This window comes from Azospirillum cavernae, assembly GCF_003590795.1.
In the GTDB taxonomy this organism is placed as follows: domain Bacteria; phylum Pseudomonadota; class Alphaproteobacteria; order Azospirillales; family Azospirillaceae; genus Azospirillum; species Azospirillum cavernae.
On sequence record NZ_QYUL01000002.1, the window covers coordinates 316,754 to 340,379 of the forward strand.

The following is a 23,626-nucleotide window of genomic DNA, read 5'->3' on the forward strand; positions in this document are numbered from 1 at the left end:
CGGTGGTTTTGATGATCGATCCCCAAATCCTCCGCGTTCGCCTGTCCAAGCTGGAAGCGGCCAAAGACGAGCTTTTGACCGGAAAGGCTGTGGTGTCCATCACCGACGGCGGGAAGGCGATGACCTTTAGTCGGGCGAAGCTGTCCGATCTGAACGCTGAAATCATGGGCTTGAAGTCGGCTTTGGGTTTGGCACGTCGCCGCGCCATCGGCGTGAGTTTCGGGCGATGATCGTCAACAGCGACGGGACGCCCATGCGCGCGCAGGCGTCGGCCCCGACCGCCTATCAGGCGTCGGACCCGATGAGTCACGAGCTGGCGGGGTGGCATCCGGTCCTGGGGTCGGCGGACGCCGATCTTCTGCCGGAGCGCGCGGACATCGTCGCGCGCATCCGCGATTTGGCGCGCAACAACGGGTGGGCGTCCGGCGTGGTGCGGCGTGAAATCGACACCGTCATCGGGTCCGGCCTGCGCCTGTCCTGCAAACCCGATTACCGGGCGTTGGGCTTGTCGGCGGAGTGGGCGGCGGAATGGGCCGATCAGGTCGAAGGCCAGTTCCGACTTTGGGCGGACGATCCGGGCCGCTGGTGCGACGCCACCCGTCATTACACCTTGGGTGGTCTGTTCGGTCTGGCCTATCGCCATTACGTGATCGACGGCGATGCGGTGGTGATCCTGCAATGGCGTCCGCACGCCGGACCCTACGCCACCACCATCCGCGTCGTGGACCCTGACCGTTTGTCCAACCCGCAAAATGTGATGGACACCGACACGTTGCGCGGCGGGGTCGAGTTTGATTCCTGGGGCGCGGCGGTCGCCTACCACATTCGCAAGCGGCACCCCAACGACTGGCCCAACGCCGGGCGGGACGCCTATGTCTGGGAGCGGGTGCCGCGCGAAACCCCCTGGGGCCGCCCGATCACCGTTCATTTCTTCGACAAGGAGCGTGACGAACAGTCACGCGGGGTCGGTCGTCTGACGCCGGTGCTGGAGCGGTTGAAGATGCTGGACCGCTACGACAAGGTGGAGCTTCAGGCGGCGGTGCTGAACGCCATCCTGGCGGCCTTCATTGAAAGCCCGTTCGACCACGACCTGATCGCCGACGCGTTGGAAGACGGCAAGCTGTCCGGCTATCAGGATCTCCGCAAAGCGTTCCATGAGAACCGCAACATCAGCATGGGCGGTGTTCGTCTTCCCACCCTGTTCCCTGGTGAGAAGATCGGTTTTCACACCGCGACCCGACCGAACCAAGCCTATGCCTCGTTCGAAGCGCAAGCCCTGCGCAACATCGCGGCGGGCACCGGCTCGTCCTACGAACAGATATCAACCGATTGGTCGCAAACAAACTACAGTTCCGCCCGCGCTGCGTTGCTTGAGACGTGGAAGACGATGATTAGCCGACGCAAGGCATTCGCAGGCGGCCTCTGTTCGCTGATCTACGTGACGTGGTTGGAAGAGGCCATCGACGCGGGCAAGGTGGTGCTTCCTGTCGGCGCGCCCGATTTTTACGCCGCGCGCGCGGCCTACGCCCGATGCGATTGGATCGGCCCGCCGCGCGGTTGGGTGGACCCGGTCAAGGAACGCCAAGGCGCGTTGCTGGGCGTCGCCGGTGGGCTGTCCACCCTGGACGATGAATCCGCCGAGCAGGGCAAGGATTATCAGGAAACCTTGGCGCAGCTCCGAATCGAAATCAGCGAAATGCCGCCGGGCGTGCTGCATCCGGCGCAGGCGGATTTCGCCAAGCTGATGGCGGGTGCCGCCGCCAGTCTGGGCGCGGATGAATCCCGCCAGAGCCAGCCGCAGCCGTAAAGGACGGACGACATGTTTTCGATGTTGCATGGTCCGGCGCTTTTGGCGCCGGAGTGGGAGGCGGCTGCCGCCGACGCGCTGATCCGCTTCCGGTCTGAGCGTTCCAACCCGCCACGCGGCGCGCTTGCGCTGGTGGGGGACGTTGGCGGCGGCCAGCGGCTCTACGGGGTGGCCGACGGTGTGGCCGTCATCCCGGTGTCTGGCCTGTTGGTGCAAAAGCTGTGTTGGATCGGTTGGGGCTATATCACCGGCTATGACGGGTTGCGCGTGCAGCTCGCCCGCGCCTTCGCCGATCCCGAGGTGAAGGCCATCGCGCTGGACATCGACAGCGGCGGCGGCGACGTCGCCGGATGTTTCGATCTGGTCGAATGGATTGTGGCGGCGAAGGCCGCCGCCGGAAAGCCGGTGGCCGCCATCCTGTCGGAAATGGCCTATTCAGCGGCCTACGCCATCGCGACGTCGGCGGACAGCGTCGCGGTTCCGCGCACCGGCGGGCTGGGGTCGATTGGGGCGCTGTGCGTCCATTGGGACTTCTCGGCGCTGCTGAGCCGGGAGGGCGTCGCGCCCACCCTGATCCATTCCGGTCAACACAAGGTGGACGGCAACCCGTTCCAGCCGCTGCCCGAGGATGTGCGGGCGCGCTGGACGGCGACCGTGGATGATCTGCGCCGCCTTTTCGCCGATGTCGTCGCGCGCAACCGCCAGTCGTCCGGCGCCGCGCTGACGATGGAACAGGCGATGGGCACGGAAGCCCGTTGCTTCACTGGCCCCGCTGGTGTGGCGGAGGCGGTTCGTTTGGGATTGGCCGACGCAATCCTGTCGCCAGACCGCGCGTTCGCCGCCCTGGTCAGCCACGCCAGCACGCTTTGACCAACAGTTTTTTGAGGAGAACATCGCCATGATGAGATTCAGTTTTTCCCATCTGTTGCCGGGCGGGCGTTCGCGCGCGCAGGGGAGCGAGGCCCCGCCGGGAAACAGCGACGCCCCGAACGAGGACGCCCCCGCCGACGGGGAGTCCAGCAAGGACAAACCCGAGGGCGATGGAGAGGGCGACGCCCCCAACGAGGATGGGGGCGATGGGGACGCCGCCCCGGAAGACGACGACCCGCAGGACGCGACCGCCCGCGCCTTCGCCAAAGGCTGGTCGGCGGGGCGGGCGCGGTGCGCCGCGATCTTCGCCAGCCCTGCCGCCGCCGGAAACATCGCCGCCGCGTGCGAATTGGCCTTCAACACCACGCTGCCGGTCAAGCAGGCCGTCAGCGTTCTGGCCGTCACCGGCAAGAGCGGCGGCGGGTTGCGGCAGGCCATGGCGTCCCTGTCCGGGCCGCAGATCGGCAGCGACGGGCCGGGGGCTGGCGGCGACGCCCCGTCCGGCGCGAAATCCAACCCGTTGGTGGCCGCGCGCGCCAAAGCGACGGGCCATCGCCCGCGCCCCCGTTGAGGAGATGAAGCCATGATTGTTGAACGTTACACCCCTCAAACGCTGTTCAGCGGGTCTTTCCCGGTCCACAGCGAACCCCGCCGGATCGCCGCCGGGCAGACGCTGGCGGCGTTGTCGGTCTTGGGTCGGGTCACGGCGACCGGGGCGCTGACGCTGTCCGTGCAGGCGGCGACCGATGGGTCGGAAAAGCCCGTCGCCATCCTGCTGGCCGCCACCGACACCAACGCGGGCGCGACCGACGCCCCGGTCTATCTGGCGGGCTGCTTCAACCCGGCCCTGTTGGTCTACGGCGCGGGCCACGACGCGGACAGCGTCAAGGCCGCCTTGCTTGGCTCGCCGCTGTTCCTGCGCGCGATCCTCTGACCTCTTGTTTGTGGGAGTTTACGACCGATGAGCATCACCCTGTACACCACGCGCCAGATGATGGGCGTGTTCGAGGAATACGACGCGCCCGGCACGCATTTTCTGGACCGATATTTTCCGCGCCTTCAGACCTTCGACAGCGAGCTGATCGACTTCGACGTGATCGAGAAAGGCGGCGTCAAGCTGGCGCCCTTCGTCATGCCCACCGCCGCAGGCGCGCCGGTGCGCTCGAAAGGGTCGGTGACGAAGACCTTCAAGCCCGCCTACGTCAAGCCGATGACGGAAGTCGATCCGAATCGCCCCTTCACCCGCCGCCCCGGCGAACGCTATGGCGGGGACATCACCCCCGCCGAACGCCGGGCGGTGGTGATCGCCGACATTCTGCTGGACCATCGGGCGCAGATCATCCGGCGCAAAGAGTTCATGGCGGCGGAGATCCTGCGCAGCGGCATGGTGACGGTGGTCGGCCCGGACTACCCCAAGGTGCTTGTCGATTTTGGCCGTGATCCGGCCTTGACCGCCGCGTTGACCGGGGCCGCGCGCTGGGGCGAAGCGGGCGTCGATCCCATCAAGACGCTGGAAGACAAAGCGGCGTTGACGCAGGAAAAATCGGGACTGCCCGCCACGGAGGTGACGTTTTCCCCCACCGCCTGGTCTTTGTTCCGCGCGTCGGATCGGGTCGAACGGTTGTTGGACCTGCGGCGTCAATCGTCCGGCGACGTGGAGATGGGTCCCATCGCGCGCGGCGGTCCCGACAAACCCAAGCAACGTTTCGTCGGTTCCATCGGCGATTTTGATTTCTGGGTCTACAACGACGTGGCCGAAGATGACGGCGGGGCGACGATCAAGCTGATGGGCGACTATCAGGTGGTGCAGGCCGCCCCACAGGTCGATGGCGTGCAAGCGCAGGGCGCCATCCGTGATCCGCGCGCGGGCTATCAGGCGTTGGAGTTCTTTCCGAAGAACTGGATCAACGACAACCCCAGCGCCGAATTCGTCATGACCCAATCGGCCCCGTTGGTGGTGCTGCCGTTGCCCAACGGCACCTGCTGCACCACGGTGCGCTGACATGGCCGCCGCAAAAAAGCGCCGCGTCGTGGCGCGCGTCACCCTGATTGCGAGCGATCAGGGCAAGACGCAGGAAATCGCGCCGGGGCAGGAAGCCGACATCCTGGCGGATGAGGCCGACTCCTTGGTCCGTCGCGGGTTCGCGTCCTGGGGCGCCGCCAAGCCGCAAGCGGCGGACGGCTCCCCCGGCCTGCCGCTGGAAGACGCCGACGCATGAACGTGTGGGCGCAAGCGTCGGCGGAGCTAGCCGACGCGTGCCTCGCCACGTTTGGCGAGGCCGCCATTCTGTTTCCCGGCGTCGCCGGGGCGCGGGAGGTGACGGTGATCTTCGATGAACAATGGATCGAGACTGATCCTGAAACGGGCGTCGGCGTGTCCAGCAGCGCGCCGCGCGTGCGCGCCCGTCCGTCTGATTTTGACGGCGTTCACGCGGGCGACCGCATCCGCGTCCGGGGCAAGGCGTGGACTCTGGCGGACCTTCAGCCTGACGGCCATGGCATGACGATGGGGGTGCTGTCGCGATGACGACATCGGCGCGCCAGACCATTCGCGACGCCTTCCGCAATCGGTTGAGCCGCGTCGGGCCGGACGGCGTTCACCCGACGATGGCGGGCGCCCGCGTGTTTTCGTCCCGCACCCGTCGCATCGGCTTGCGGGACATGCCGTGCATCCTGCTGTTCGCGCGTGGTGAAAAGGTGCTTGGCGCGCCGCTCAACGACGGAACGGTGGAATACACCGACCGTGAATTGCGGCTGACGGTCGCGGCGATCTTGGTGGAAATCCGCAGCGACGCGGACATCGAGACGGAAGATCGCCCGGACAGCCGCCTGGATGATCGGCTGGACGAGATCGCGGAACAGATCGAGCGGACGCTCGCCGGTTGGGAAATCCCCGGTTTCGAGGGCGCGGACATCGCGCTTGTCGAAACCGAGCTGTTTGTGGATGTGGACGGCGCGGAGCCGCACGGCAACGCGCTGTTGACCTACGCCGTCGCCTACCGGCTGGCCCGCGTCCTGCCCGGCGCGGAAGACCCGCCGATTCCCACAATGGTGATGGCGTCCTGGTCGCCCGACATTGGGCCGCCGCACGAAGCCGACTATCGGCCCGTCGCCGATCTGCCGGTCCTTTTGCCCGTGGAGACACCGTGATGGCGCGCCAACCGGGCGAAATTGTGTCGGACCTGGAGCGTCGTGTGGGCAACACCATCGCCTATGGCCGCATTGAGGCGGTTGACTACGCCAAGGCGCGCGCGCGTGTGCGCACCGGCGAAAACGTCACCGCCTGGATACCCTGGGGAACGGCCCGCGCGGGGGGGGATCGGACGTGGCACCCGCCGGAAATCGGCGAACAGGTTCTGGTCGCGTCGCCCTGCGGCGACCTGTCCCAAGGCTGCATCGTCACCACGGTCAATCAATCGGCGCACCCGGCCCCCGGCGACAAGGCCACGGTGTCGCGCGTCGTCTATCAGGACGGCGCGGTGGTCGAATATGACCGGGACGGCCACACGCATGCGATGCGTCTGCCAGCGTCCGGGACGGCGACGGTGGAGGTGGGGGCCGCCACCATCGTGACCACGCAGGACGGCATCACGCTGACCTGCGGCGGGTCCTCGTTGCGCGTCACGCCCGCAGGCGTCTTCCTGTCCGGTCCAACGGTCGGCATGACCGCCGACGCCGGAAACGGGTCGGCCACGTTGAGCGGCCATTTCAAGATGGTCGGACAGCTTGCCGTCACCGGCGACGTGTCCGCCACCGGCGACATGCTGAACGCCGGTCAGAACAGCAACCATCACAGTCACTGACGGACGGAGAGGGTCATGCAAGGCATGAACGCCGCCAACGGCCAGCCGTTGAGCGGGCTGGACCATTTGCGCCAGTCGATCACCGACATTCTCACGACGCGGATCGGCACGCGGGTGATGCGGCGGGATTACGGGTCCGATCTGCCCGCCCTGGTTGACGCGCCAATGAATCCGGGGCTGTCGCTGGACCTGTACGCCGCCACCGCGACGGCGTTGCGGCGTTGGGAACCGCGCATCCGCTTGTTGCGCGTGGCCATCGCCGCCGCCGCCCCTGGTCGCGTGGTGCTGCGTCTTGAGGCGCAATATCTGCCGGATGGCGCGGCCATCACCATGGACGGCATCGTGGTGGAGTGACGGGAAATGGCGTCCTCTTCGATTGATCTGTCCAGCCTGCCCGCTCCGGCGGTGGTCGAACCCCTGTCGTTCGACAGCGTCGTCGCGGCGATGCGGGCGGATTTCCTGGCGCGCTACCCGGCCTTTTCCGCCATGCTGGACAGCGATCCGGTGATGAAGCTGCTGGACGTCGCGGCCTATCGCGAAGTGTTGATGCGTCTGCGGGTCAACGAGGCGGCGAGGGCCACCATGGTGGCTTACGCGCGTGGCGCTGATTTGGAGAATTTGGGCGCGCTTCTGGGGGTCGGACGGCTGTCCACGAACGGCGTGTCGGAAGACGATCAGCGCTTTCGCAGCCGCATCGCCATGTCGCTGGAAGGCTATTCGACCGCCGGTTCGCGCGGGTCCTACCTGTATCACGCCCTGAGCGCGTCGGCTTTGGTGAAGGACATCGGCGTGGACACGCCCATTCCCGGCGTCGTCCGCTTGACCGTCTTGTCCACCCATGCCGATGGCGCGCCCGATCTTGCGACGCTGGCGGCGGTGCGGGCGGCGGTAAACGACGACCGTGTGCGCCCGCTCACCGATCGGGTTGACGTGCAGGCGGCGGCGATCCGTCGTTACGACGTGCGGGCTAGTCTTGACATTGATCCAGGCCCGGACAGCGGCACGGTGCTGGCCGCCGCATCCGCCGCGCTGCAACGCTATGTCGCCCAGCGCCATGGGTTGGGCGTGACCGTGCCGCTGTCCGGCTTGATGGCCGCCCTGCACCAGCCGGGCGTGGCGGCGGTTCGGTTGACGCAGCCTCTCGCTGACATCGTTCCAGCGTCCACCGAGGCCGCTTTTTGCGCCTCCGTCTCGCTGGCCATGGGGTGACGGGCATGGTCGATTTGCTTCCGCCCAACGCCACGGCGCAGGAACGGGCGATCAGCGTCACGCTCGCGCGGTTGGCCGACGTGCCGGTTCCGATCCGGGATCTCTGGAATCCGTGGACCATTCCCGCCGAGCTGCTGCCCTGGCTGGCCTGGACCCTGTCGATTGACGAGGAGTGGGAAAGCGCCCGCACCGATCAGGACCGCCGCGCCCTGGTCGCGTCGGCGGTGGAGTTGCATCGCTACAAAGGGACGCCTTACGCCATCCGCCGCGCGCTCGCCGCGCTTGGCCACACGGTGGCGTCGATCACCGAGGGCTTGCCCAGCGTTCGACACGACGGCGCAGGGCGGCGCGATGGCGGCGCCCGTTATGACGGGGCGGCGCGCTGGGCGCTGTTCCGCGTCGCTGTGGTGGCGGGCGACGCTGGGCTGACCCGGTTGGACACGGGGCGCATCGTGACGGCGATTGGCCACGCCAAGAACGCCCGTTCGGTGCTCCACGCGCTGAGGCTGCTCGTGAATCCAGAGACGACGCGGGACAGCGACCCGGTTGCCACGCCAATGTTGCGCGTTGGGCTGACGATTCCCACCCGTCGCGTGGGGATCCGCGACGGCACCCGGCGACGCGGCGGCGTGGTGGCGCTGCGGCGCGACGGCAGCGTGCGTTATGACGGCGCTGAAACTCGCGCGGGTCGCGTCATCCCCTCTCCGGTGTTCGTCGAAAACAGTTTGCGCCTGCGGCTGCGGCTGGGCCTGCGGTTGGAGTGCGCGCGCGCGCCATACCTGCCGCGCGACGGATCGGTGCGCTACGACGGGTTGGTCAACCGTCGTCACGATGGGCCGTTGTCGGTCCTGAGCTTGCGTCTCCGCCGCCGTTCCGCCGCGTCCGACGCTGAAGTTCGCTTCCTCGTCGCCGATCCCATCGCCGAATCCAGCCAATTGGCCGCCGTTCGGCTGTCCGGGCCGGACGGCGTGGACAGCCGAACGGCGGTGACGATCCGCGTTCAGGGTCACGAAACCCTGGTTGATTGGGCCGTTGCGGCTGACGCCGCCCCCGACCTCACGCGGGTGTCGGCGATCACCTTGCTGCGGCAGGACGGCTCCACCGTCTGCGCCCTTCTGTTCGATTCCCCTGCGGATCGCCTGCCGTCCGATCCTTGGTCGGGCGCTTGGGCTTTGTCACCATTACCACAGCGAGACACGCGCATGACAACGACTTACCTGCCCGCCTATTACGACGGCGTGCGCCGTCTGCTCACGACCGGCGACCCGGCGTTGCTTTTGTCACACGTCGCTTTCGGCGAAGGATTCGCGCCGGACGCCGACGCCATAACCAACCCGGTGTTGGTCCCGATTGGTGGGATCGTGTATCCGCCCGACGAACCCAAGCGAATGTTGGTCCATTGGGTGCTGCCGCATGAGGCGGCCAACGGTCTCATGGTTCGGGAAATCGGCCTGCTGCGCGCCGACGGCGTTCTCGTTGCGCGCATGGTGCGCAGCGCCATCGAAAAAACGCCGGATCTGGAAATCGGCGACGTCTGGAAACTCGACGTCTGAGGAGGACACGACCATGGGAACTCTTGTCGATCCCGACAATCCGGCTTGGACGGATGTCTACCAGTTGGAAATTGATGACGAGGTGGCGGGCGGCCCGGACGGCGTGGACAACCGGCCGCACAAAGATCTCGCCGAACGCACCGCCTATTTACGCCTGGGACACGAGGCGCTTGCCGCAACGGTGGACGATCACGCCAGACGGCTGACCGACATCGAGGGCGACAGTTCGGCGGTTGCGGGCCGGGCGCAGCGCCTCGTCTGGGGATTGGGCGACAGCGGGTATGATTGCGAGCTGTTCGTCGCCGACGGCTACAGTTGGCGCGACATGCCCGTCGTCGGCGACGTTGTGACGGTCGCCGGTGACGACAGCGTCGATTGCGCGTCCACGGCGCGGCTGTTGGTCGGCGGCAGCTATGTGGTGTGGGCGGGGGCGACGCGGGCCACGGTGACGGTGGCGCAAATCCTCTCCGCCACCCGGTTGCGCGCGACGGCTCCCCTCGTGGTGTCGCTGACCGGCGGGCAGATAGGGCGCACCGATTGGGCCGTCGGAACGGGATTCGCCGACGCCCCTGTCGGCGGCGTGCTGTTCAGCCGGGCCTTGTCGGCGGTGCGTTACTACGCGGAAGGTCGCGTGGTCGTGCGGCGCGACGTCGGCGACGCGGTTCTGGACGTGGCGTGGCGCGGGGCGGGCGGCAACCTCTGGACGGCGGGCGCGCGCGTCGAAACGCTGGAGGCGGAGGCAGGAACCCGTGACGAGGTGTGGGCGGTCGGCGGCGGGCCGATGGACATCCGTGTGACCGTTTCCGCCGGGCCGTCCGGGCTTGGCGCCCGCGTCCATTCCATGGTGGCCTACACCGCGCCGAAAGCGGGCGTCGCTGATTTTGTGCAACGGCCCGTCGCTCTGTCGCCGGTCGACGGGGCAGAGAACGCCAGCGAGACCCCCACCTTGACGGCCTCGCCCTATCGGTCGCTGTACGGTCTGCCGCAAGCGTCGTCACGCTGGCAGGTCAGCGAGGACCCCGCCTTCGGCACGGTGCTGCACGACCACGCCGACGGCGCCGTCGCCAATTACCAGCTTCCGGCGGGCGTTCTGGTGACGGGGCGCGCCTATTTCTGGCGAGTCAACAACACCGACAGCGACGGCAATGTGTCGCCCTGGTCTGAACCGGGAGCATTCACCACAGGATCGACCTTTGAATATGTCGTGAAACCGGCGGCGGTCGCGCCAGCGGCGGGCGCGACCGGGGTGTCGCGCACGCCGACTTTGCAATCGTCGGGCTTTGCGTCGGTTGGTGGAGCGGACACCCACGCGGCGAGCCGCTGGCGGGTCGGCACATCGGCGGCGATGACGACGCTGGTGCATGACAGCGGCGACGACGCCGCGCATTTGACCAGCTACACCGTGCCATCGGCTGCCGGGCTGGCGCTGCTGACCAGCTATTGGTGGCAGGCGCGGCATATCGGCGCGCGCATTGGCGCGGGCGAATGGTCCACTCCGACCGCCTTCACCGTGCAAGCCCTCCCCGCGACGCCGACCAATCTGGCCCCGGCGGCGGCGGTCGGCGTCAGCTTGACGCCGACGCTGCAATCGTCGGGCTTCTCGATGCTGGCGGGCGGCGCGGACGCGCATCTGGCGTCGCGGTGGCAAATCGCCGCTGACGAGTCCTTTGCTGTGATTGTGCATGACAGCCTGGAGACGGCCAGCCTGACCAACTACGCCGTTCCGTCGGCGCTGCTGGCCTTGACCTCGTACCGCTGGCGCTGTCGGCACAAAGGCGCTGTTTCGGGCTGGTCCGATTGGTCGGTTCCGACAGCCTTCACCACCCGCCAACCCGTCGGCGAACAAGAGTGGACGACGCCGGGCGTCTACCAATTTGTTCCAGAACCGGGTTGTACGGCGATCTGCGGTGTGGCTGTGGGTGGCGGCCACCCGAACGGCGGCGGCGGCGGATTGCGCTGGGCCAACGAAATCCCGGTGACGCCGGGCGTCCCCGTGACCATCACCGTCGGCGGGCCGGGCGAATCCTCAAGCATTGGCTCCTGGCTTGTCGCATTTGGCGGCACGGCGACGGCGGGCGGCGCGGGCGTGGTCGATCCGAGCTTGGCCGACCGCAGTGGCGGCGGCGCCGGCGGCGCGCCGGGAACAACCAGCGAGGGGAACGTCAGCGGCGGTGGTGACGGCAATGGCGGCGGCGTCGGCCTGCGTGGTCAAGGGAACAACGGGGCTGGCGGCAGCGGGAGCAATGAAGGCGGAAGCTCCGGCAGTCCTGGAAGCGGCGGCGGCGGCGGCGGGGCTGGCGGCGGGGCGGGCAATCCTGGCTACAGCGGCGGCCCCGGCGGTCGCGGCGGCGCTGCTGGCTATATGGGCAATGGCGGGCGGGGCGGCGACGGGGCAGGCAGCGGAAACACCAACCCGCATTCAGGCAACGGTCAACCGGGGTCGAACGGCGTCGGCCCGCAGTATGGCGGCGGCGGGACCGGGACCGGCGGCGTCCGGGTGATCTGGGGTCCGGCCCGGTCCTATCCCACCAACGCGGCTTGAGGGAGGCTTTCATGTGGTGTCGCGAACAGGATGGATCGGTCGCTGAGGTTACGACGACCGATCCGGCGGGCCGCTACCCAGCGGCTGTTGTGTGGATTGAGGTCCCGCTTTCTCTGCGAAAGTGGATCGCCACCGATTGGATCATCGTCGATGGCGTTCCAGGCCCGCCAACGCTGGACCATCTGGTCGACCAGTTGTTGGCCAAGGTCGCCGCGCGCGGCGAATCCGAGGCCGCGCGCGGCGTCGTGATGCCGGACAGCTATCGCGTGGACACGTCTGAACGCGGCAGAACGTTGCTTCTTGGCGCGTATCTTCGGGCCGCGCAACTGGCGCAAAGCGCGCCTCAAGCCTTGATTCGCTGGAAGCTGTCGCGGCGTGTTTTTGAATCGGCGTCGGTCAGCACGGTGATGCGGCGGGGAGCGGCGGCCATCGACCACGTCCAACACTGCATCGACCGTGAGTTCACGATCACGCAAGCGATCTTGGCGGCGGCGGATGTCGCCGCCGCCATCGCCGCTTACGATGCGGCGATTGACGCCTATGGGGCCACCGGCGCCACGGGGTGGCCGGGTCCCGCGCCGGGCGATCAGCAAGGCTGATCGGCTCTCCCCCCTTCTTCTTCAAAAGCTTGCGCCCCGCGTCCACCCCGCTTTTGCGGGGCGCCGCGTCCTGCGCGTTTCATGGAGTGTCCGTATGCCCGAACAATTTTTGCATGGGGTTGAGGTTGTCGAGATTGACGATGGCCCGCGCCCAATCCGCACCGTCAAATCGTCGATCATCGGGGTGGTCGGCACCGCGCCCGACGCCGACGCCGCCGCGTTTCCGCTGAACACGCCGGTGTTGGTGGCCGGGTCCCGCGCCGCGTCCGCGAAGCTGGACATGATCGGGGAGCGAAAAGGCACCTTGCCCGGCGCGCTGGACGCCATTTTCGACCAGATCGGGGCAATGGTCGTGGTGGTTCGCGTCGCCGAAGGGGTTGGGGACGGGGCCGTTGCCGCGACCATGGCGAATGTGCTGGGCGGGGTGGACCCCGTCACCGGCGCGTATCGGGGGGTGCACGCCCTGCTGTCCGCGCGAACGGAATTGGGCGTGATCCCGCGCGTTCTGATCGCGCCGGGCTTCACCCACCAGCGCCCGGACGATCCTGATTCCCCTGGTCAGACGCTGGCCAACCCGGTGGTGGCCGAACTGTTGGGCATCGCCGAACGCACCCGCGCCGTCATCGTGAAGGATGGCCCGAACAGCAACGACGCCGCCGCCCTGACGGATCGCGCGGATTGGGGCAGCGCGCGGGTCTATCTGGTCGATCCTTGGGTGAAGGTGCTGGCCGGAACCGCCGTCGTCAACGAACCGGCGTCGGCCCGCGTCGCCGGGTTGATCGCCAAGATCGACAACGACCGTGGCTTTTGGTGGTCCCCGTCCAACCAGACGATCAACGGCGTGCTTGGCACCAGCCGCGCCGTGGATTTCACGCTGGGCGACGCCAATTGCCGGGCCAATCACCTGAACGAGCATGACGTCGCCTGCATCATCCGTGAGGACGGCTTCCGCCTGTGGGGCAACCGCACCTGCGCCAGCGACTCGAAATGGGCGTTCCTGTCGGTGCGCCGCACCGCCGACATGATAAACGACAGCCTTCAGCGCGCCCATCTGTGGGCGGTGGATCGCAACATCACCAAGACCTACATGGCCGACGTCGCCGAAGGCGTGAACGCCTATCTGCGGTCGCTGACGGCGCAAGGGGCGATTCTCGGCGGTCGCTGTTGGCCGGACCCCGACCTGAACAGCCCGGCCAACATCGCGGCGGGCAAGGTCTTTTTCAACTTCGACTTCACCCCGCCGTATCCCGCCGAACACATCACCTTCCGGTCGCAACTGGTCAACGACTACATCGTGGAGATCCTCTGATGCCGATCCAGTTTCCACGGGTTCTGAAAAACATGAACCTGTTCATCGACGGTCGCGGCTATGCCGGGCGGGTGGACGAACTGACCTTGCCCAAGCTGACCTTGCAGACGGAAGACCACCGGGCCGGTGGCATGGACGCCCCCGTCGATCTGGAATTGGGCATGGAGAAGCTGGAAGCCGCCATGACGGTGTCCGATTTTGACCCGGATATTTTCAAATCCTTCGGGCTTTTGGACAGCGCCGCTTTGCCGGTCACGGTGCGCGGCGCGTTCCAGGCGCAGGGTGGGACCGTGCAGGCGGTCACGGTCAATCTGCGTGGCGGGTGGAAGGAAATCGACCTGGGGACGTGGAAGCCGGGCGACAAATCCGCCCTCTCCCTGGCTTTCACCGGCTTCTATTACAAGCTGACCGTTGACGGCGGCGATCTGATTGAGATCGACGTCATCAACATGAAGCGCGTGATCGACGGCAAAGACCAGCTCGAAGCCCAACGGACGGCTATCGGTCTGTAACTCCCGGCCTGTAACCCCGATCAATCCGTCGGCGTTCGTCCGGCGGAATGCCCATTCTGATTGACCAGCAAGGATTTCGACCATGACCGAACCCACGACCCGTGGCGCGCGCGCCATCCCGCTGCCTGAGCCGATCACCATCGGTGGGCGCGTCCTGACGGAAATCATCCTGCGTCGGCCCAAAACGGGCGATCTGCGCCGCATGGACAAGGTTGGCGGCAGCGACCTGAACAAGACCCTGTGGATGATCGGCGCGTTGGCCGAACTGTCTCCGGCGGAGGTTGACGATATTCCGGCGGATGTCCTGCCGCTGATCGCGGAGGTGGTCGCGGATTTTACCGGGACGGCGCGGGGCTGAGTCCCGACGCCGTGTGGGCGGCCATGGCTGACGTGGCCGCCGTGTTTCATTGGTCGCCGGACCTCATGGACATGATGGAACCGGAGGAGCTGCTTCGGTGGCGTGGTCTGGCGCGCGAGCGCGCCGGGCTGGCGTAGGGGGTGAACGTGGCGAAAGCCGAAGTATCCGTCATCGTTTCAGCGGTGGACCGGCTGACCGCCCCGATCACCCGCATGAACGCGGCGATGGCGCGTCTGGCCGCACCGGCGCGCGCAGTGAACATGGCCATGGGCAATCTCGCCAACGTGTCGGGTGTGACGGCTCTGGGCGCGCGGTTCCAGGCTGTGGGCGGCGCGATCCGGTCGGTGTCCGGGCATGTCGGGGCGCTGACCGGAAAGCTGGCGGGGTTGGCCGGGATCGGCACCATCGGACTTGGCGCGGGCGCGGTCGCCATGGGCAAGTCCGTGGTGTCGGTTTCCGCCCAGTTTGAAAAATTCGAGACGATCTTGACCACCATCATGGGTTCCAACGCCAAAGCGAAGGAAAGCATGAAGTGGGTGGCCGACTTCGCCGCCAAGACGCCCTACGAGTTGGACGGCGTCATGGACAGCTTCGTGAAGCTGAAATCCTACGGCATCGACCCGACCGATGGAGCGTTGCAGACGCTGGGCGACGCGGCGGCGGCGATGGGCAAGCCGCTGAATCAGGCGGTGGAGGCCCTGGCCGACGCCGTGACCGGCGAAATGGAGCGGATGAAGGAGTTCGGCGTCAAATCGAAGACCGAAGACGACATCGTGTCGATGGCCTTCACCGACGCGAAGGGGCGGCAACGCACGTTTCAGGCGGCCAAGGACGACGCCAAGGCCATGAAGGCGGCGGTTCTCGCCATCTTCAAGGCCAAGGGCTTCGATGGGGCGATGGACAACCTGTCCAAAACCTGGGACGGCATGGCGTCGAACATGATGGACAACATCGCCGGGTTCTGGCGGTCCATCGGCGACGCCGGTTCCTTCGACGCGCTGAAAGGCAAGCTGGCCGGATTGCTGGCCTGGATCGACAAGCTGAAGGCCAACGGCACGTTGGACGCCTGGGCCAAACGAATCTCCGACGCCTTCGTCACCGCGTTGACCGCCATCGAAAACAAGGTGATGTCGGTCGATTGGGAAGCGGCGTGGGTGCGGGTCAGCGGAGCGGTCGCGGATTTCGTCGGATGGGTCCAGCGCGCCGTGACCTTCGTCGGCGGGTGGGAAAACGCGGCCATTGGCGCGGCGGCGGTGATGAACGGCGCGCTGATCGCCGCCGCGCTGAACCTTGGGTTGGCGCTGGGCGGGGTGACGATGGGGCTGGCGCGTGTCGGCATGAGCATGGCGGCTCTGGCTACGGGCGGGGTTTTGTCTCTTGCGTCGGCGTTTTTGCGGCTGAATTTCGCCATGACGGTCACGGCGGCGCGGATGGCGCTGCTGCTGTTCGCGCCGTTGGCCGCCGCCGTCGGGAATTTTGTGACGGCGTTGCGCGCCGGTTATGGCGTCATGGCGGCGTTCAACCTTGCGATGGCGGCAAGCCCCATCGGCCTTGTCATCGCCGCCGTGGCCGTGTTGGCGGCTGGCGCGGCGCTGCTTTACCAGAATTGGGACGGGGTGTCCGCGTGGTTCGCGGGGCTTTGGGCGCCCGTCAGCGCCGCGTTCAACGACGGGTTTGTCCAAGGCGTCGTCGCGCTACTGAGCCGGTTCAACCCCGTCTCGTTGGTGGCGCAGGCCGTGAACGACCTGATCGCCTATTTCACCGGGATTGACCTTTACGCCTTGGGCGCGGCCTGGGTTCGCGGCTTTCTGGATGGGTTCAAGGACGAATGGGCGGTTCTGACCCGTTGGGTGTCCGGCGCCATGGCGGAGTTGACGGGCTGGTTGCCGGATTGGGCGAAAGACAAGCTTGGCTTGTCAGCGCCAAAAGGTGATTTGAGCGCCTCCGCCGCCAGTTCGACCGGGGGCAAGACGGCCCCTCAGGCGGCACCTCAGGCGGCACCTCAGCCGGTGGGCGCTCGCCCGTCTGGGGTGACGGCGGTGGCGACCGCTCCGGCGGCGATTCCCTCCCCAGCGAATCGCCTGTCCGATCCGACGCCGTCACCGGCGATCACCGCCGTGGCGAGCGCCCCGGCGTCGATTCCATCCCCGGCAAGCCGCGTGCCTGTCCCGAAGCCGTCGCCGACCATCGCCGTCGTGGCCGCCGCCCCAGCGGCCATACCGTCCCCGCGCCCCACCCCGGCGGCGGCGGCGGCGATCCAGGCGGCGGCGTCACCGGGCGTCGCGCCCCCGCCGTCGCCCGGCGTGAAGCCGTCGCCTCCCACCCAGACCCAGACCCCGGCCCCGGCAAAGCCGCCGGAACCGGGGTTGGTGAAGTCGGCCAGCCCCACCACGACGATCAGCGCGCCGGTGACGGTGTCGATCACCGTCAACGGCGTGGCGGAACTGGACCTGTTCAAGCGCGAAGCGCAGGCCGTGGTGGAGCGGGCCTTGGCCGACTGGCGTTCAGCCCTGCAATCGGACGCGGCGGCGTCCCTGTACGATCATTGAAAGGTGAAGGCCAATGGCATTCGTCTTAATACTTGAACCCTGGAGTTTGGCTGCTCGCCGATTGCTCCATATTGATGCAACCTTGCAGAATGGAGTAAGAGCCGCCGCCGCCAACGCTTGCCACCATGTCGCAGTGTTTTCGCATGGCTTGCGGCAATCCGGCCCACAAAGGCTTCAAACCGTTGTAAGCCGATTGCTCCATTTGAAAGCACCCGTTGCGGATGACTTCAGACGGCGCGCCCCCACCCGCAGCGGCAACGGATCCGCAATGTTTGGCCACGTCATAGCGCGGAATGTCCTGTGCCGACGCGGTTCCGGCGATCATGACGACCATCGCCACACCGATGCGTGCGCCCATCATGGCGTAACACCCGAAAAAACACGATTTTCTCTTTCCACGGCGTCCTCCCGATCATTGTGCTTTTCGACTCCTACCACCAAAAAAGGCGCAAGGAAAACCCATCATCGACAGGGGGCGTCACCATGTCAGACCGAATCATGATGGGGCTGGGCGACTTCCGGTTTGAAATCGGCACCGCCGCCTATCAAAAGCTGCAACGCACCCAAGGCTTCCGTTGGGAAAAGCAGGACCGCATTGGTCGGGCGCCAGCCCTGCAATTCACCGGGCCGGACCTGATCGCCGTGGAACTGGAAGGCACCATCTACACCGCGTTCAAGGGCGGTTTGGGGCAGGTTCTGAAAATGCGCGAGTTGGCCGCCAAGGGCGAGCCGCAGGACCTTGTGGACGGAACCGGCAAAGTCTGGGGGCCTTACGTCATTCTTGACGTGGCGGAAACGCAATCGGTGTTCCTGGCGGATGGCCGTCCGCGCCGGATTGATTTCACCGTCAAGCTTCAGGAATACGGCCAAGACGCGGGGGCCGCGTGATGGCCGCGCGTTATGTCACCCGCGACGGCGACACCGTCGATTGGATCGCCTGGAAACATTACGGCGCGGTGGGTGGAGCCATGGAGGCCGTGTTGCAGGCCAACGACGGGTTGGCTGACGCGGGTCCGCTGCTGCCCGCAGGTCGGACGATTCTCTTGCCCGACCTGCCGTCGCCGACCGTCCAGACCCTTGTCCGCATCTGGGGGTGACAGGCCATGATTCCCGTGTTTCGGCTGACCGCCGACCGCAAGGACATCACCGCCGCCATCGCGGATCGGTTGATTTCGATATCCTATAAGGACGAGGCGGAAACAAAATCGGATCGTCTGACCTTGCGGTTGGACGACCGCCCCCGCGACGGCTCCTATCTGGCGATGCCCAGCGTTGGGACCAAGCTGGAATTCGCCATCGGCTACAAGGATGGCGGCGCGGTGTCGATGGGGTCCTTCACCGTGGATGAGATCAAATACAGCGGCCCGGTGGCGACGCTGGAAATCGGGGCCAAGGCTGCGGGGATGGAGACCAGCTTCCGTTCGCCCGTGTCCAAATCCTGGAACGACACCACGCTTGGGGCCATCGCCGAGGCCATCGCCAAAGAGCATGGCTTCACCGTGAAGGCCGACCCGGTCTTAGCCGCCGTTCCGGTGCGGCATGAGGATCAAACCAACGAAAGCTCCATGGCTTTCCTCACGCGGCTGGCGTCCGCCCACGACGCGGTCGCCAAGCCTGTGGACGGGTATCTGGTGCTGGCGCCGAAGGGGCAAGCCAAGGCCGTGACCGGCAAGGCGTTGCCCGGCGTCACGCTGCGTCCGGGCGACCTGACGTCTTGGACCTACAGCTACTCGGCGCGGTCGGAAGCGGGCGAGGCCGACAAGGACGGCGCGGACAAACCGGGGTCAAAGGGCGGAACCAAGGCCGTCTATTGGGACAAGGACACGGCGGCGCTGAACGCCGTCACCGTCGGAGACCCGCCCTATGAGAACGTCAAATTCGTGTCCAGCAACCCGGAAAAGGCGGCGGCGGACGCCAGCACGAAGAAGAACGAGAAAGACCGGGAGAAAGCCCGCTTCAATGGATCGGGTCCCGGAAATCCCCGGATGATGGCGGAACAGCGCCTCACGCTGTCCGGCTTCAGGCCGGGGGTGCCGACCGATTGGCGGGTCACGTCGGTGGAACACAAGCTGGACAAAGGCGGCTACACCTGTTCGCTGGACGCCGAACAGTTCAACGAGGGGCAACAGAACGCCGCCGCCAACGCCGCAAAGCTGGCCAAGGTTGGCGCGGATGGGTCTGTCCCGGACGCGGACGTGGTCCGATTCTGACCGCGACAACAATCCAGACCGCTTATCACTTTCATATAGGAGGATCCACTGTGGGAATCGATGAACTGTCGCAGACGCTTGGCCGGTTGGAGGCTGGCCAAGATCAGGTTGCGCAGCAATGCCGGTCTCTTTTCGTCAAATACGATGAAGGGACCGCCCAATTGCATTCGCTCGCGGCCACGGTCGAAGGGTTGGGGGAATCGCTGGTGGAACTGCGAAAAGCGGTGGGTCAATTGGCCCAAGAAACCGGCGAGCTTCGACGCTTGCGGGATCGGGGTATGGGTGTTTTGAGCGGCATGACGCTTTTGGGCGGTGGCGCGGGCGTTGGAGCGGCGAAGCTCCTTGGTCTTTTTCAATAGGCGCTATTCGCCTTCCTGATCCAACCGAACTGATCCCGATCACCATCCCGTGTTTTCCAGCCGCTGGCATCCCGCCTGCGGCTTTTTTGATGCCCGAAGGAGGGGCATAGCATCATGAACTATCTCATTTCCCGTCTGTCCGAAGCGTCCACTTGGCGCGGCCTTTCTCTGCTGGCCGCCGCGCTTGGCGTCAACATCGCGCCGGAGCTTCAGCAATCCATCATCACCGCTGGCATCGCTGTGGCAGGGTTGGTGGGTGTCGTCACCAAAGGGTGATCGAGGAGCGGGGCAGGTTGATCCTGCCCCGTTTGGGAAAGCAATGGGAAAGCAATGGGAAAGCAGACGACAAAAAGTCCTTGTTTTCCGCCATCGCCGAAAGCCAATTGCGCACGTTAAAAAGCGAGGAAATCCGCCATTGTTCAGCTAAAACTTGCCCGCTCATAACGGTGTTGTCGTCGGTTCAAATCCGGCCAGGCCTACCAGTTTTTCAATGGGTTCGCTCTGGTGTGTTTTGGAAAAGCGCCCGTTGGGACAGCAATGGGAAAGCAACGCCTCTGTTTTGACGCTCGCAAGACCGGCGTTTCCTACAAAGTCTCTCCGAATTGAGCGGAACGCCCCGCCGGGAACGCCCTTGAGGATTCCCTCAAAAGCCCGCTCAAGCGTTCTTGATGTAGGGCTTGTACAGCGCGTCGGTCTGCTGGATGTGTTCAACAAACCAGTCCTTCAACAAAAGGATCAAATCCATCCGCAGCATCGTCGTGTCGTCGCCATCGAACTCTTCGCACAGCTTGGCGACTTCGGCGGCGAAATAGCGGTGCGCGGCGATGTGCTCCTCAAGATTGGGGTAGGAGCCACCCGCCATCAGCCCCTCCTCCCGCGCGAAATGGACCGCGACATAATCGTTCAGGCTGGCGAGCAAACCGGACAATTCCTCGCGGTTCGACGGCGTGATGCCGCTTTCCAGCAAACCGTTGAACAGCTTGAGAAGATGCTGGTGCTCCCCGTCCAACACGGCGACGCCGACGCTCATCGTTTCGTCCCAGACAACGTGATCCATGGCCCCATCCTCCCCCCGCGCGCGCCCCTGTTTTCCGGGGCGACGGCTGGCCGAACAGTCTAAATTGTCGATGTCTTGACAGGGATCCTAAAACCGGCAACGGTGCGAAGACAAAGCGGCAAATCCCCGCAGGGGGGTGGTCATCCCGGTCATCACGCGGGGCCAAGCCCCCGCCGCAAGGCCCCTCTCCCGTTGATGTCTGGTGTTTTTCGGAGAATCGGCCCATGGCCCTGCATGATGAGATCGCGGACAAGAAACGAGTGCTCGACGGCGCCCGCCCGCTGCCGCAGGACACGGTCCATGATCTGGCCGACTGGTTCGAGATGGAATTGACCGTCGCGGCGGTGGGAATCGAGCGGGTGCCGCTGAACCGCGCCGACATCAAGGCGATCCTGGACCGGGGAACCCTGTTGCGGCACCGGGCGGTGGAGGAGCAGCGCTTCACCCTCAACCATCGCGCCGCGCTGGAACTGATGGCCCGCCTGTCCTTTGAACCGGCGGGCGTGGTCAACGAGCGGACCATCGCCGCCTTCCACGGCGTGCTGCACCAGGGCATCGACGACGAGGCTGGAAAATACCGCAACGCCCCGCCCAAGGACGACGAAACCGGCAACGCCCCCGACTCAGCCAAACTGCGCGTGTCGATGCCGGCGCTGTCGGGCTGGCTGCGCCGGGCCGAGGCCGCCCCCGACACCGCGTTCGAGGCGCATCACCGCCTGATGGCCCTCCGCCCCTTCAACAGCGGCAACCGCGCCACCGCCCTGCTGCTGTGCAATCTGCTGCTGAACCGCGCCGGTTATCCCCCGGTGGTGGTCCGGGCGGAGGATCGCGCGCTGTACAATGATCTGGTCGAACGGGCGTGGGCGGTCGGCGACAAGACGCCGTTCCGCGACCTGATGATGCGCTTTCTCGATCAGAGCCTGGATGTTTGTCTGGTCGCGGCGGCGAAGGGACCCGCCGATCCCATCATCCCCCCCTTCGACGCCGAAGCGTGATCCTCCCCGTCGCGGGACAACGGCAAGGGCAAGGGCAGACGCAGGCGTGACGGGCGGTCGGGGCCGCTGTGGATCAACAGGGTGATCGGCAGCGCGTCCACCCGCCGGGTTTCCCCCGGCTCCGCCCCGGTTCCCGGATTGATCGGATAAGCCGGGAAGCAAGCCCCGGCAAGACTGAGGCGCAGGGCCGACCCCGGCGCCAGCGTCGCGCACACCCCGCGCAGGGCGATGGTCAAGGGGCGCGTCGGATCCCCCGGCTCCACCCGCGCGTGGCCTTGAGTCAGCGGCAGCACGCGGCCATCTGGGCGCAGCACCGACAGCACGGCGTTGACGTCGAAAGACGGCGCGTCGGCCTCAATCCACAAATCCAACGCCACCCGCCCGGCGAGACGCAACGGTTCGCTCACCGGCAGGCTGGTGTAAACCGCCACGTCGGGCCGCCGGTCCAGGCTGGCCCGGTCAAAGCGTCCGGGGTCCGGCACGGCGTGGCCGCCAAGCGCCGGGACCGGGCCGCGTGGGTCATGGACCAGCACGTCCAATTCCGCCAGTTCCCCCGGCTCCGGCGACAGCCGTCCGCCTTGGCGGGTCGCCAAGCCGTCGCTGGACAGCCAGAAGGCCGTCGTCGCCGCCGGAAGATCGGGCAAATCATGCCAACGCCCGGCCTCGACGTCGTGCAGTCGCACCGCGCGACCGCGCTCGACGGCCTGCGACGCCTCCCCCTTCAGCACACGGTCGAACCACGCGAGTTGCAGACTGTCGAGCGAGGGGCCGTCCTGCGGCCCCGCCGCCGTCCAGGGGCCGACCACCAGCCGAACCGGCGCGCGGCTGCGGCCCGCCAGCGCGTCATGCGCGTCCAGCGTTCCGGCCAGCCGGGGATCGAACCAGCCGCCAATCTGCATGATGGCGACGTCGGGCGGCATGTCGGCCAGCAGGGCGCGCGGCGACAGCGCGTCCCAGCTTTGTCCCGGCGTCGGCATGGTCAGCCAATCATCGTAATGGGGGGCGTAGCGGGCGTAATCGCGCAGCGCCTGCGGGCGCGAGGGGATTTCATCATCCAGCGGCAGGCGCAGCGCCGCGTCGCTCAGCGCGCGGTGAGCCGCGCCATCCTCCACCCGCCGCGCCGAATCCGCCGCCATGCGCAAGGCCCAGCCCATGGCGTCGGCCAGACGGAAGGCTCCGCCCTCATACGCCCAATCGGAAAAGACGTCCCACCCGGCGAAGGCCGGGGCGACCGCGCGCAGAGCCGACGGGGCCGCCGCCAGCGTCAGCAACTGCGCCATCCCGGCATAGCCGCAGCCATACAGCCCGACCACGCCCGAGGATCCCGGCAGCGACGCCGCCCAGGCGACCGCGTCGGCCCCGTCCTCGCGCTCCGCCTCAAAGGGACGGAACCGCCCGTCCGAGGTGCCGCAGCCCCGCACATCCTGCACCACCACCACATAGCCGCGCGCCGCGTACCAGCGCGGGTGCGCGTAATGGCTGGTCAACGCCGTTCGCCGCCCGCAGGCGACGCGCAGCAGCAGCACCGGCCAAACCCCCGCCGCGTCGGGCCGATAGAGATCGGCGTCCAAACGCACCCCGTCCCGCGTCCGCATCGACACGGTTTCAGGAGGCCGGACCGGCAGCAGAATGGTGGAGGATTCGATGAGCACAGGGGCCAGATGGGTCATGCGGAGACGGCGTTGTGGGAGAGATACGTCACCACTTGGCAAAGCCTGTGCCAGAGCCGGTTGCGCGCGCCGGATGCGGTCTTTTGTCCCGCGCCCGCGACACGGCCCGCGCCATGGCGCACGGGCAAAGGCTTCCGCGTCGGTCGCCGGGGCCGGATGACCTGGAGCCTTGGAGGTGTTCGGACCGGCGCGGGATCCCACACCCGCGCAAGTCCGCCCATTTC

The 23,626-nt window shown here is 66.7% G+C and carries 30 protein-coding genes; 27 read left to right on the plus strand and 3 right to left on the minus strand.

Annotated features, from left to right (window positions below; all coding sequences use genetic code 11):
* The first annotated feature begins 11 nt into the window (after positions 1-11).
* The 20 genes from gpW (at position 12) to D3877_RS12990 (ending at position 17,111) form a co-directional block, all read left to right on the plus strand.
* Complete coding sequence (gene gpW, locus D3877_RS12900) at positions 12-230, plus strand: gpW family head-tail joining protein (RefSeq protein ID WP_119831207.1); 219 nt, start codon at positions 12-14, stop codon at positions 228-230.
* A complete protein-coding gene (locus D3877_RS12905) occupies positions 227-1,807 on the plus strand; it encodes a phage portal protein (RefSeq protein ID WP_119831208.1) in 1,581 nt (526 codons plus the stop codon). Before gpW ends, D3877_RS12905 begins: the two co-directional genes overlap by 4 nt.
* Before the next feature lie 12 nt (positions 1,808-1,819).
* The gene (locus tag D3877_RS12910) at positions 1,820-2,677 is read left to right on the plus strand and encodes a S49 family peptidase (protein WP_119831209.1); all 858 of its coding nucleotides are present in this window, start codon (positions 1,820-1,822) and stop codon (positions 2,675-2,677) included.
* A gap of 28 nt (positions 2,678-2,705) precedes the next feature.
* A complete protein-coding gene (locus D3877_RS12915; protein WP_119831210.1) occupies positions 2,706-3,248 on the plus strand; it encodes a hypothetical protein in 543 nt (180 codons plus the stop codon).
* A 12-nt stretch (positions 3,249-3,260) separates the two neighbouring features.
* Positions 3,261-3,611: a head decoration protein gene (locus D3877_RS12920; protein ID WP_119831211.1), complete on the plus strand. Its 351-nt coding sequence runs from the start codon at positions 3,261-3,263 to the stop codon at positions 3,609-3,611.
* 27 nt (positions 3,612-3,638) lie between these two features.
* Positions 3,639-4,679: a major capsid protein gene (locus tag D3877_RS12925; protein ID WP_119831212.1), complete on the plus strand. Its 1,041-nt coding sequence runs from the start codon at positions 3,639-3,641 to the stop codon at positions 4,677-4,679.
* A 1-nt stretch (position 4,680) separates the two neighbouring features.
* Positions 4,681-4,896: a hypothetical protein gene (locus tag D3877_RS12930; RefSeq protein WP_119831213.1), complete on the plus strand. Its 216-nt coding sequence runs from the start codon at positions 4,681-4,683 to the stop codon at positions 4,894-4,896.
* Positions 4,893-5,204, plus strand: a complete 312-nt coding sequence (locus D3877_RS12935) for a head-tail joining protein (protein ID WP_119831214.1) — start codon at positions 4,893-4,895, stop codon at positions 5,202-5,204. The genes D3877_RS12930 and D3877_RS12935 overlap by 4 nt, the downstream gene beginning before the upstream one ends.
* The gene (locus tag D3877_RS12940) at positions 5,201-5,827 is read left to right on the plus strand and encodes a hypothetical protein (protein WP_119831215.1); all 627 of its coding nucleotides are present in this window, start codon (positions 5,201-5,203) and stop codon (positions 5,825-5,827) included. Before D3877_RS12935 ends, D3877_RS12940 begins: the two co-directional genes overlap by 4 nt.
* Positions 5,827-6,480: a phage baseplate assembly protein V gene (locus D3877_RS12945; RefSeq protein ID WP_119831216.1), complete on the plus strand. Its 654-nt coding sequence runs from the start codon at positions 5,827-5,829 to the stop codon at positions 6,478-6,480. Before D3877_RS12940 ends, D3877_RS12945 begins: the two co-directional genes overlap by 1 nt.
* A gap of 15 nt (positions 6,481-6,495) precedes the next feature.
* On the plus strand, positions 6,496-6,834 hold the full coding sequence (locus D3877_RS12950) for a GPW/gp25 family protein (protein WP_119831217.1): 339 nt from the start codon (positions 6,496-6,498) through the stop codon (positions 6,832-6,834).
* Between the two features lie 6 nt (positions 6,835-6,840).
* Positions 6,841-7,689 (plus strand): baseplate assembly protein, encoded by an 849-nt coding sequence (locus tag D3877_RS12955; RefSeq protein WP_119831218.1) that lies wholly within the window; start codon positions 6,841-6,843, stop codon positions 7,687-7,689.
* A 5-nt stretch (positions 7,690-7,694) separates the two neighbouring features.
* A complete protein-coding gene (locus D3877_RS12960; RefSeq protein ID WP_119831219.1) occupies positions 7,695-9,242 on the plus strand; it encodes a phage tail protein I in 1,548 nt (515 codons plus the stop codon).
* A gap of 13 nt (positions 9,243-9,255) precedes the next feature.
* Positions 9,256-11,784, plus strand: a complete 2,529-nt coding sequence (locus tag D3877_RS30235) for a hypothetical protein (RefSeq protein WP_199720793.1) — start codon at positions 9,256-9,258, stop codon at positions 11,782-11,784.
* An 11-nt stretch (positions 11,785-11,795) separates the two neighbouring features.
* Positions 11,796-12,383, plus strand: a complete 588-nt coding sequence (locus D3877_RS12965; protein WP_119831220.1) for a DUF4376 domain-containing protein — start codon at positions 11,796-11,798, stop codon at positions 12,381-12,383.
* 94 nt (positions 12,384-12,477) lie between these two features.
* Entirely contained in the window at positions 12,478-13,692 is a 1,215-nt protein-coding gene (locus D3877_RS12970; RefSeq protein WP_119831221.1) for a phage tail sheath C-terminal domain-containing protein, read from the plus strand.
* Positions 13,692-14,204, plus strand: a complete 513-nt coding sequence (locus D3877_RS12975) for a phage major tail tube protein (protein ID WP_119831222.1) — start codon at positions 13,692-13,694, stop codon at positions 14,202-14,204. The genes D3877_RS12970 and D3877_RS12975 overlap by 1 nt, the downstream gene beginning before the upstream one ends.
* An 82-nt stretch (positions 14,205-14,286) precedes the next feature.
* Positions 14,287-14,562: a phage tail assembly protein gene (locus D3877_RS12980; protein ID WP_119831223.1), complete on the plus strand. Its 276-nt coding sequence runs from the start codon at positions 14,287-14,289 to the stop codon at positions 14,560-14,562.
* A gap of 23 nt (positions 14,563-14,585) precedes the next feature.
* A complete protein-coding gene (locus tag D3877_RS12985; protein WP_119831224.1) occupies positions 14,586-14,699 on the plus strand; it encodes a GpE family phage tail protein in 114 nt (37 codons plus the stop codon).
* Between the two features lie 9 nt (positions 14,700-14,708).
* Complete coding sequence (locus tag D3877_RS12990) at positions 14,709-17,111, plus strand: tape measure protein (protein ID WP_147395187.1); 2,403 nt, start codon at positions 14,709-14,711, stop codon at positions 17,109-17,111.
* Between the two features lie 25 nt (positions 17,112-17,136).
* Here the strand turns inward: D3877_RS12990 and D3877_RS12995 are convergent, their stop codons facing one another.
* Complete coding sequence (locus D3877_RS12995; protein WP_119831226.1) at positions 17,137-17,472, minus strand: hypothetical protein; 336 nt, start codon at positions 17,470-17,472, stop codon at positions 17,137-17,139.
* Between the two features lie 122 nt (positions 17,473-17,594).
* Here D3877_RS12995 and D3877_RS13000 point away from each other — a divergent pair, with 122 nt between their 5' ends.
* From D3877_RS13000 to D3877_RS29420, 6 genes are all read left to right on the plus strand, one after another.
* A complete protein-coding gene (locus D3877_RS13000; RefSeq protein WP_199720794.1) occupies positions 17,595-17,999 on the plus strand; it encodes a phage tail protein in 405 nt (134 codons plus the stop codon).
* Positions 17,999-18,208: a tail protein X gene (locus tag D3877_RS13005; RefSeq protein WP_119831227.1), complete on the plus strand. Its 210-nt coding sequence runs from the start codon at positions 17,999-18,001 to the stop codon at positions 18,206-18,208. The genes D3877_RS13000 and D3877_RS13005 overlap by 1 nt, the downstream gene beginning before the upstream one ends.
* A gap of 6 nt (positions 18,209-18,214) precedes the next feature.
* Positions 18,215-19,321, plus strand: a complete 1,107-nt coding sequence (locus D3877_RS13010) for a phage late control D family protein (RefSeq protein WP_119831228.1) — start codon at positions 18,215-18,217, stop codon at positions 19,319-19,321.
* Positions 19,322-19,371: 50 nt separating this feature from the next.
* Entirely contained in the window at positions 19,372-19,680 is a 309-nt protein-coding gene (locus tag D3877_RS13015; RefSeq protein ID WP_119831229.1) for a hypothetical protein, read from the plus strand.
* A gap of 114 nt (positions 19,681-19,794) precedes the next feature.
* Positions 19,795-19,956, plus strand: coding sequence for a hypothetical protein (locus D3877_RS30240; protein WP_199720795.1), 162 nt, complete (start codon positions 19,795-19,797; stop codon positions 19,954-19,956).
* A 17-nt stretch (positions 19,957-19,973) separates the two neighbouring features.
* On the plus strand, positions 19,974-20,243 hold the full coding sequence (locus D3877_RS29420; RefSeq protein ID WP_147395188.1) for a hypothetical protein: 270 nt from the start codon (positions 19,974-19,976) through the stop codon (positions 20,241-20,243).
* A gap of 92 nt (positions 20,244-20,335) precedes the next feature.
* On the opposite strand, the gene D3877_RS13020 is transcribed toward D3877_RS29420, so the two are convergent.
* Positions 20,336-20,737: a bacteriohemerythrin gene (locus tag D3877_RS13020; protein ID WP_119831230.1), complete on the minus strand. Its 402-nt coding sequence runs from the start codon at positions 20,735-20,737 to the stop codon at positions 20,336-20,338.
* A 224-nt stretch (positions 20,738-20,961) separates the two neighbouring features.
* On the opposite strand from D3877_RS13020, the gene D3877_RS13025 reads away from it, so the two are divergent.
* Entirely contained in the window at positions 20,962-21,732 is a 771-nt protein-coding gene (locus D3877_RS13025; RefSeq protein WP_119831231.1) for a Fic family protein, read from the plus strand.
* Here D3877_RS13025 and D3877_RS13030 read toward each other — a convergent pair.
* The gene (locus tag D3877_RS13030; RefSeq protein WP_119831232.1) at positions 21,651-23,402 is read right to left on the minus strand and encodes a CocE/NonD family hydrolase; all 1,752 of its coding nucleotides are present in this window, start codon (positions 23,400-23,402) and stop codon (positions 21,651-21,653) included. The genes D3877_RS13025 and D3877_RS13030 overlap by 82 nt on opposite strands.
* Positions 23,403-23,626: the final 224 nt, after the last annotated feature.

Coding starts and splice junctions, on each gene's coding strand:
- gpW (WP_119831207.1), top strand. CDS start 12: ATGATCGATCCCCAAATCCTCCGCGTTCGCCTGTCCAAGCTGGAAGCG.
- D3877_RS12905 (WP_119831208.1), top strand. CDS start 227: ATGATCGTCAACAGCGACGGGACGCCCATGCGCGCGCAGGCGTCGGCC.
- D3877_RS12910 (WP_119831209.1), top strand. CDS start 1,820: ATGTTTTCGATGTTGCATGGTCCGGCGCTTTTGGCGCCGGAGTGGGAG.
- D3877_RS12915 (WP_119831210.1), top strand. CDS start 2,706: ATGATGAGATTCAGTTTTTCCCATCTGTTGCCGGGCGGGCGTTCGCGC.
- D3877_RS12920 (WP_119831211.1), top strand. CDS start 3,261: ATGATTGTTGAACGTTACACCCCTCAAACGCTGTTCAGCGGGTCTTTC.
- D3877_RS12925 (WP_119831212.1), top strand. CDS start 3,639: ATGAGCATCACCCTGTACACCACGCGCCAGATGATGGGCGTGTTCGAG.
- D3877_RS12930 (WP_119831213.1), top strand. CDS start 4,681: ATGGCCGCCGCAAAAAAGCGCCGCGTCGTGGCGCGCGTCACCCTGATT.
- D3877_RS12935 (WP_119831214.1), top strand. CDS start 4,893: ATGAACGTGTGGGCGCAAGCGTCGGCGGAGCTAGCCGACGCGTGCCTC.
- D3877_RS12940 (WP_119831215.1), top strand. CDS start 5,201: ATGACGACATCGGCGCGCCAGACCATTCGCGACGCCTTCCGCAATCGG.
- D3877_RS12945 (WP_119831216.1), top strand. CDS start 5,827: ATGGCGCGCCAACCGGGCGAAATTGTGTCGGACCTGGAGCGTCGTGTG.
- D3877_RS12950 (WP_119831217.1), top strand. CDS start 6,496: ATGCAAGGCATGAACGCCGCCAACGGCCAGCCGTTGAGCGGGCTGGAC.
- D3877_RS12955 (WP_119831218.1), top strand. CDS start 6,841: ATGGCGTCCTCTTCGATTGATCTGTCCAGCCTGCCCGCTCCGGCGGTG.
- D3877_RS12960 (WP_119831219.1), top strand. CDS start 7,695: ATGGTCGATTTGCTTCCGCCCAACGCCACGGCGCAGGAACGGGCGATC.
- D3877_RS30235 (WP_199720793.1), top strand. CDS start 9,256: ATGGGAACTCTTGTCGATCCCGACAATCCGGCTTGGACGGATGTCTAC.
- D3877_RS12965 (WP_119831220.1), top strand. CDS start 11,796: ATGTGGTGTCGCGAACAGGATGGATCGGTCGCTGAGGTTACGACGACC.
- D3877_RS12970 (WP_119831221.1), top strand. CDS start 12,478: ATGCCCGAACAATTTTTGCATGGGGTTGAGGTTGTCGAGATTGACGAT.
- D3877_RS12975 (WP_119831222.1), top strand. CDS start 13,692: ATGCCGATCCAGTTTCCACGGGTTCTGAAAAACATGAACCTGTTCATC.
- D3877_RS12980 (WP_119831223.1), top strand. CDS start 14,287: ATGACCGAACCCACGACCCGTGGCGCGCGCGCCATCCCGCTGCCTGAG.
- D3877_RS12985 (WP_119831224.1), top strand. CDS start 14,586: ATGGCTGACGTGGCCGCCGTGTTTCATTGGTCGCCGGACCTCATGGAC.
- D3877_RS12995 (WP_119831226.1), bottom strand. CDS start 17,472: ATGATGGGCGCACGCATCGGTGTGGCGATGGTCGTCATGATCGCCGGA.
- D3877_RS13000 (WP_199720794.1), top strand. CDS start 17,595: ATGTCAGACCGAATCATGATGGGGCTGGGCGACTTCCGGTTTGAAATC.
- D3877_RS13005 (WP_119831227.1), top strand. CDS start 17,999: ATGGCCGCGCGTTATGTCACCCGCGACGGCGACACCGTCGATTGGATC.
- D3877_RS13010 (WP_119831228.1), top strand. CDS start 18,215: ATGATTCCCGTGTTTCGGCTGACCGCCGACCGCAAGGACATCACCGCC.
- D3877_RS30240 (WP_199720795.1), top strand. CDS start 19,795: ATGAACTATCTCATTTCCCGTCTGTCCGAAGCGTCCACTTGGCGCGGC.
- D3877_RS13020 (WP_119831230.1), bottom strand. CDS start 20,737: ATGGATCACGTTGTCTGGGACGAAACGATGAGCGTCGGCGTCGCCGTG.
- D3877_RS13025 (WP_119831231.1), top strand. CDS start 20,962: ATGGCCCTGCATGATGAGATCGCGGACAAGAAACGAGTGCTCGACGGC.
- D3877_RS13030 (WP_119831232.1), bottom strand. CDS start 23,402: ATGACCCATCTGGCCCCTGTGCTCATCGAATCCTCCACCATTCTGCTG.